Annotated in this window: 2 protein-coding genes and 1 pseudogene; 1 reads left to right on the top strand and 2 read right to left on the bottom strand. The window is 62.2% G+C overall.

Translation table 11 applies throughout. From position 1 onward, the window contains the following. Both D460_RS0132280 and D460_RS35775 read right to left on the bottom strand, forming a co-directional pair. On the bottom strand, nucleotides 1-440 hold a 440-nt coding region (locus tag D460_RS0132280; protein WP_026283774.1), incomplete at its 3' end, for a type IV secretory system conjugative DNA transfer family protein. A gap of 26 nt (nucleotides 441-466) precedes the next feature. Then, nucleotides 467-646 (bottom strand): annotated as a pseudogene (locus D460_RS35775) (TraC family protein); the annotation flags it as partial. A gap of 259 nt (nucleotides 647-905) precedes the next feature. Here D460_RS35775 and traA point away from each other — a divergent pair. Further along, nucleotides 906-3,744: Ti-type conjugative transfer relaxase TraA (gene traA, locus D460_RS34370; protein ID WP_018902741.1), on the top strand; the 2,839-nt coding region annotated here is incomplete at its 3' end.

Raw genomic sequence — 3,744 nt, 5'->3', positions numbered from 1 at the left:
TAGATCTCCTGCAGGCGCGCGCGAAGCTTTGGCTCGGGCTCCGACAGATTGGCACGAACCTGCCTTAAAGTCTGGTGCTTTGCGTCCGTGTGGCCGGATAGACAAACGTCTGATATCATCGCGGTCAGTAGCTGTAGTCCGGATGAGCGGAAGAAGTCGTCGCGGACGCCAGTCGCGCGAGCGCTGTCGCTCATGATCCACGATGCGACGGCCGCGATATCCTCCTTGGTGCTGCCGTGACGACCGATGCAGTCGAGCGCGTTGAAGCCAGAACCAGCGTTCTTCGGGTCGAGAACGATGACGCGCCGACCCGCCTTGCGCCGGTGCTCCATAACCATCGGTGCCACCTCGTTGGATGGGTCGAGCACGACAAGAGAGCCGCCCCATTTGAGCGCGGTCGGGACCATGACGGACGTCGAGGCGTGGTCGTAGGCTTGCATCCATGGGCGCGTTTCGTCTCTCCAGGAAACCTGCTGGCGACCTCTTCAAACGCCAACAGGAGATCAGCCTCTTCCACCTCGATCTCCCCAATCCCCGCACGCAGCGCAATGCGCCCGATCCGCTCGGCGTCGCGTGTTTCGGCCTGCTTGAGTTGCTCATGCAGGCGAGCAATCTCTTCGCGGAGTTTGGCGGTTGGCTTCTTCATGGGCGTCGCTTCCTCGTGGCTTTCAGTCCGATGAAGCAGAAACTTGCCCTCAAATTCATCCCGCCGGAAAGGTGCAATGTTGCACCTCGCCAAGGCGCCAGCTTTTGGCGAATGATCCCGCCGTTCCGAAGGAGCGGATCCAGGGGCGCAATTATACGTCGCTGACGCGACGCCTTGCTTTCGGCTCCGCCAATGGGTGGAGGGCTGTCCGCTCTCTCGAACAGTTTGGTTTCGTCAAATGTAGGAGCTCGTTGTCGTCATGGCCGTCCCGCATTTCTCAGTCAGCATCGTTGCCCGCGGCTCCGGCCGCAGCGCTGTGCTGTCGGCGGCCTACCGGCATTGCGCCAAGATGGAGTTCGAGCGGGAGGCCCGCACGATCGACTATTCCCGCAAGCAAGGGCTGTTGCATGAGGAGTTTGTCATTCCCGAAGATGCGCCGGAGTGGTTGCGGGAGATGATCGCCGATCGTTCGGCCGCCGGCGCCTCGGAGACTTTCTGGAACAAGGTCGAGGCGTTTGAGAAGCGCAGTGATGCGCAACTTGCCAAGGATGTCACCATTGCCTTGCCGATCGAGCTTTCCGCCGATCAGAACATCGCGCTGGTTCGCGACTTCGTCGAGCGGCACATCATCGCCAAGGGAATGGTGGCCGATTGGGTCTTCCACGATGCTCCTGGCAATCCACACATCCATCTGATGACCACCTTGCGGCCGCTGACCGAGGATGGCTTCGGCGCCAAGAAGGTCGCGGTCTTGGGAGCTGATGGCAATCCTCTTCGTAACGATGCCGGCAAGATCGCCTATGAGCTTTGGGCCGGCGGAGCCGAGGACTTCAACGTTTTTCGCGATGGATGGTTTGCAATCCAGAACCGGCATCTGGCGCTCGCCGGTCTCGATATCCGTGTCGATGGCCGTTCCTTCGAGAGGCAAGGGATCGAGCTGACGCCGACCATCCATCTCGGCGTCGGGACCAAGGCGATCGAACGGAAAGGCGACGCTGCGCAAGAGAAGGTCGGGCTCGAGCGGCTGGAACTGCAGGAAGAGAGACGCGCCGAGAATATCAGCCGGATCCAGCGTAATCCTGACATTGTGCTCGACCTCATCACCCGCGAGAAAAGCGTCTTTGAAGAGCGCGATGTCGCCAAGGTCCTCTATCGCTACATCGACAACGCCGCGCTCTTCCAGAACCTGATGGCGAGGATCCTGCAAAGCCCACAAACGCTGCGGCTCGACCGCGAGCGGGTGGATCTCGTCACCGGTGTCAGGGCGCCCGCGAAGTACACGACGCGGGAGCTGATCCGCGTTGAAGCTCAGATGGCCAACCAGGCAATCTGGCTGTCGCAGCGATCCACTCATGCGGTTAAGCCAGCGGCCTTGAACGGGGTATTCTCTCGTCATGATCGTCTGTCGGACGAGCAGAAGGCGGCGATTGAACATGTCACTGGTCCGGAGCGGATCGCCGCAGTCATCGGGCGCGCTGGCGCCGGCAAGACGACGATGATGAAGGCGGCCCGCGAAGCCTGGGAAGCGGCCGGGTACAGGGTCGTCGGCGGCGCGCTTGCGGGCAAGGCGGCCGAGGGACTGGAGAAGGAAGCGGGCATAGCCTCCCGCACGCTATCCGCCTGGGAGCTACGATGGGATCAAGGTCGTGACCGGCTTGATGACAAGACCGTCTTCGTCCTCGACGAGGCCGGCATGGTCTCGTCACGGCAGATGGCACGCTTCGTCGAAGCAGCGACGCTGTCCGGTGCGAAGCTCGTCCTGGTTGGAGATCCCGAGCAGCTTCAGCCGATCGAAGCCGGTGCTGCGTTCCGCGCTATTGCCGAGCGGATCGGCTATGCCGAACTCTGGACGATCTACCGCCAGCGCGAACAATGGATGCGCGATGCTTCCCTCGATCTGGCGCGCGGAAACGTGTCGGCTGCGCTCGACGCTTATGCGCAGCGGAATATGGTGCGCAGTGCGTGGACCAGGGACGAGGCGATCACGTCCTTGATCGCAGATTGGGACCGCGAATACGATCCGGCCAAGGCGACCCTGATCCTCGCCCATCGCCGGGTTGACGTGCGTTTGCTGAACGAGATGGCGCGCGGCACACTGGTCGAGCGCGGCGTGATCGAAGCTGGCCATGCGTTCAAGACCGAAGACGGGACGAGACACTTTGCGGCTGGCGATCAGATGGTCTTCCTAAAGAATGAAGGATCGCTTGGCGTCAAGAACGGCATGTTGGCGCGTGTCGTCGAGGCGCAGCCAGGACGCATCGTGGCCGAGATAGGTAGTGGGGAAGACCGGCGCCAAGTCGTGGTCGAGCAACGCGTCTACACCAATGTCGATCATGGTTACGCGACCACCGTCCACAAGAGCCAGGGTGCCACCGTCGATCGCGTCAAGGTGCTGGCGTCGAGCACGCTCGACCGGCATCTCTCCTATGTCGCCATGACCCGCCATCGCGAGACGGCCGAGCTTTATGTCGGGTTGGAAGAGTTCGCGCAGAGGCGCGGTGGCGTGCTGCTTGCCCATGGCAAAGCGCCTTACGAACGCAAGCCGGGCAACCGGGACAGCTACTTCGTGACGCTCGGTTATTCTGATGGCCAGGAGCGCACCGTCTGGGGCGTCGATCTCGCGCGGGCGATCGATGAAGCGAAGGCCGAGATCGGTGATCGCATCGGCCTCAAGCACGTCGGATCGCAGCGCGTCACGCTTCCAAATGGCAAGGAGGTCGACCGCAATTCCTGGAAGGTCGTGGCGGTCGAGGAGTTGGCGATGGCCCGCCTTCATGAGCGGCTCTCGCGGGCCAGATCGAAGGAGACGACGCTCGATTACCAGGACGCCTCGCACTATCGCGCCGCGCTGCGCTTTGCCGAGGCACGTGGCCTCCATCTCATGAATGTTGCCCGCACCATCGCGTACGACCAGCTTCAATGGACCGTCCGGCAAGCGTCGAAGCTCGCCGAGCTTGGCGCGCACCTCGGCGCGATTGCGGCAAGGCTCGGCCTTGGCGGAGCGAAGTCGAGCGCATCGACACCGTCTGCAATCAAGGAGGTAAAACCCATGGTCTCCGGCACGACGACCTTCCCCAGGTCGATCGTTCGGGTGGTCG

This window comes from Rhizobium sp. 2MFCol3.1, assembly GCF_000377565.1.
Lineage (GTDB): Bacteria > Pseudomonadota > Alphaproteobacteria > Rhizobiales > Rhizobiaceae > Rhizobium.
This window is presented reverse-complemented; position numbering and strand designations above follow the sequence as displayed.